The sequence below is a fragment of the Nocardia sp. NPDC058497 genome, assembly GCF_042720195.1.
Classification (GTDB): Bacteria; Actinomycetota; Actinomycetes; order Mycobacteriales; family Mycobacteriaceae; genus Nocardia.
The window spans coordinates 1-3,009 of record NZ_JBHXMY010000666.1 but is presented as its reverse complement, the minus strand read 5'-3'; the positions used below and the strand labels follow the sequence as shown (position 1 = coordinate 3,009).

General features: G+C 69.0%; 3 protein-coding genes. 2 read left to right on the top strand and 1 reads right to left on the bottom strand.

The window, feature by feature from the left end:
• Nucleotides 1-178 precede the first annotated feature (178 nt).
• The gene (locus tag ACFWPJ_RS29160) at nt 179-1,054 is read right to left on the bottom strand and encodes a UTP--glucose-1-phosphate uridylyltransferase (protein ID WP_378856162.1); all 876 of its coding nucleotides are present in this window, start codon (nt 1,052-1,054) and stop codon (nt 179-181) included.
• Nucleotides 1,055-1,231: 177 nt separating this feature from the next.
• Between ACFWPJ_RS29160 and ACFWPJ_RS29155 the strand changes: the two genes are divergently transcribed.
• Nucleotides 1,232-2,533: a DNA polymerase IV gene (locus tag ACFWPJ_RS29155; RefSeq protein WP_378856164.1), complete on the top strand. Its 1,302-nt coding sequence runs from the start codon at nt 1,232-1,234 to the stop codon at nt 2,531-2,533.
• A 55-nt stretch (nt 2,534-2,588) separates the two neighbouring features.
• Nucleotides 2,589-3,009: hypothetical protein (locus ACFWPJ_RS29150; RefSeq protein ID WP_378856160.1), on the top strand; the 421-nt coding region annotated here is incomplete at its 3' end.

Below are 3,009 nucleotides of genomic sequence, written 5' to 3'. Positions count from 1 at the left end.
CAACTCCTTTTCGACAGGGTGTGGGGCTCGTTATATTGCATTCGAGAATGAGATTAGCTGTTCTGTAGCTTCCTCATTGCCCTCAGTACGGGCCGGGGCGGCGCCCTCGCCGCCCCCCCCCGCCGCCACCGGATCAGCGGGTCGGTCAGGCGATGCCGCCCGATAGCCGACCAGCTGTCTAGTCGACCAGCTGGCGCAGCAGCGGCCCGTACTCGGGATGAGCCAGCGCCGAGGCGAACTGCGCGACCAGATAGTCGGCCGGGTTGCCGGTGTCGTACCAGCGGCCCTGGATGACCTGCCCGTACACCGCGTGGTTGGCGGCGTAGTTGTTGATCGCGTCGGTCAGGTACACCTCGCCGGTCTGGTGGGTGTACCAGTTGTCGGTCTGCGCCTGCAGCTCGTCGATGATGCCCGGCGTCACCACGTACCCGCCGATGGCCGCGTAGGCCGACGGCGCGTCCTCGGGCTTGGGCTTCTCCATCAGGCCGGAGATGCGCAGCAGACCGTCGTCGAGGTCCTCGCGCACCACGGGCACGCCGTAGCGCTGCGACTCGCCCGGCGCCATCGGCATCAGCGCGAGCACGGGGCAGCCGGTGGACTCGTAGGCGGTGATGAGCTGCTGGGCGCGCGGCACCGTGGCGACGAACACGTCGTCGGGCCACAGCACCAGCATCGGCTCGTCGCCCAGGTTCCGGGCGGCATTGAGCACGGGCGTGCCGTTGCCGTACGGACCGTGCTGGTCGAGATAGGTGATGTGACCGGCGCGCGAGAGCTCACCGACCTCCTCCACCGCGTCGGCGTAGGCGGACTTGCCGTCGGCGCGCAGCTGCGCGACCAGTGCCGGGTTCGGGCGGAAGTGATCCTGGATCAGCGACTTGCCGCTGCTCACGACGATGGTGATGTCGGTGATCCCGGAGGAGACCAGCTCGCGCACGGTGTGCTCGATGACCGGTTTGTCGCCGACCGGCAGCATCTCCTTCGGCGTCGCCTTGGTCAGCGGGAGCAGCCGGGAGCCGATTCCCGCAGCCGGAATGACAGCCTTGCGGATCTTCATCCTCCGATCATCACATACCGGGCTGGGTGATCGCTGTGCCATGGCTGTCAACTGGCTGCCGATTCTGTCGGCGGCCCCGCGTAGATTGCGGGCGTGAGCACCGACGCCAACACCGCCGGCGTCCCGGCCAGGGCCGATGCGGCGGTCACCGCCCGCCGCTGGGTGCTGCATATCGATATGGACGCGTTCTTCGCCTCGGCCGAGCAGTTGACCCGGCCGACCCTGCGTGGCAGGCCCGTTCTGGTCGGCGGCGCGGGTCAGCGCGGTGTCGTCGCCGGCGCCAGCTACGAGGCCAGGGTCTACGGCGCGCGCTCGGCCATGCCGATGCATCAGGCCCGGCGCTTGATCGGCGTGTCGGCCGTGGTGGTGCCGCCGCGTGGCGCCGTCTATTCGGTGCTCAGCGCCCAGGTGTTCGACACCCTCCGCAGCCGCATCCCGGTGCTGGAGACGCTGTCGTTCGACGAGGCGTTCGCCGAACCCGCCGAGCTGGCCGGTGCGAGCGTGGCGCAGGTCGAGGACTACTGCGCGATGCTGCGCGAACTGGTCGACGCGCGCACCGGACTCACCGCCTCGATCGGCGCGGGCACCGGTAAACAGCTCGCCAAGATCGGCTCCGGCCTGGCCAAACCCGACGGCATGCGGGTGATCTCGCCCGCCGAACAGGGCGGCCTGCTGGCCGGACTGCCGGTCCGCAAGCTGTGGGGGATCGGCCCCGTCGCCGAGAGCAGGCTGCGCAGCCTCGGCATCGAAACCGTCGGCGCGTTCGCGGCACTGCCGGAATCCGAGGCCGCCTCGATCCTGGGCGGCAGCATGGGCGCCGCGCTGCACCGGCTCGCCCGCGGCATCGACGACCGCCCGGTCACCGAACGCGCCGAGGCCAAGCAGATCAGCGCCGAGAACACCTACGAACGCGACATCGTCACCCTGCCCGACCTGCGCACCGCCATCACCGCCATGGCGGCATCGGCGCACCGCAGGCTCGAACACGACGGCCGCGCGGCTCGCACCGTGGTGCTCAAACTCAAGAAGTCCGACATGAGCATCGTGACCAGGTCGTTCACCCTGCCCTACGCCACCGCCGACCTCGCCACCCTGGCCGCGGCCGCGCAACGATCCGCGATCGACCCGACCGAACTCGGTCCGATCCGGCTGGTCGGCGTCGGCTACGGCGGTTTGTCGCTGGTGCGTCAGGAATCGCTGTTCCCCGAACTCGACCAGGCGGTGCCGGAGGACCTGGCGGCAGAGGCGGTCGAAGACACCACACCACCCCCGGAAGAACACCATCTTCCTGCCGGACAATGGTTTCCGGGCATGGACGTGAGCCACCCCGAATTCGGGCACGGCTGGGTCCAGGGCGCGGGCTACGGGGTGGTGACCGTCCGCTTCGAGACGAGTTCGACAGGCCCGGGCCCGGCGCGTACGTTTCCAGCCGACGACGAGCGCCTGACACGGGCCGACCCGCTCGAAAGCCTCGATTGAGTAGTAGCCTCGGCTCCGCGAATGAACTCCCACCTCGAACGCAAAGGACGAGCAGTTGAAGCTTCGTACGACCGGACGTGTCGCGATCGCCGGACTGGCCGTGGTCGCCGCCCTCGGGCTGAGCGCGTGCAGCGACGACAAGGGTGACAAGCCCGCCGCCAAGACCACCACCAGCGTCAAGGCCACGGCAACGGCCGCCGCGGAACTGCCCCCGGTGCCGACCGTCGAGGAGCTCAATGCGCAGCTGAACACCGCGCTGGATCCCTCGATCCCGAACGAGGAGAAGCTGGACTTCGTGCAGGGCGGTTCGGCCGACCCCGAGCTGCCGAACCGGCTGGCACAGGCTGCCAAGGACGCCAATGTCCAGGTGCAGGTCATCGAGGTGACCTCGTTCGGTGAGAGCGTCAACGCGAAGGCCAACTTCACCGTCAACGGTCAGACCAATGTGGTGGATGTGCCGTTCGTGGCCGAGGACG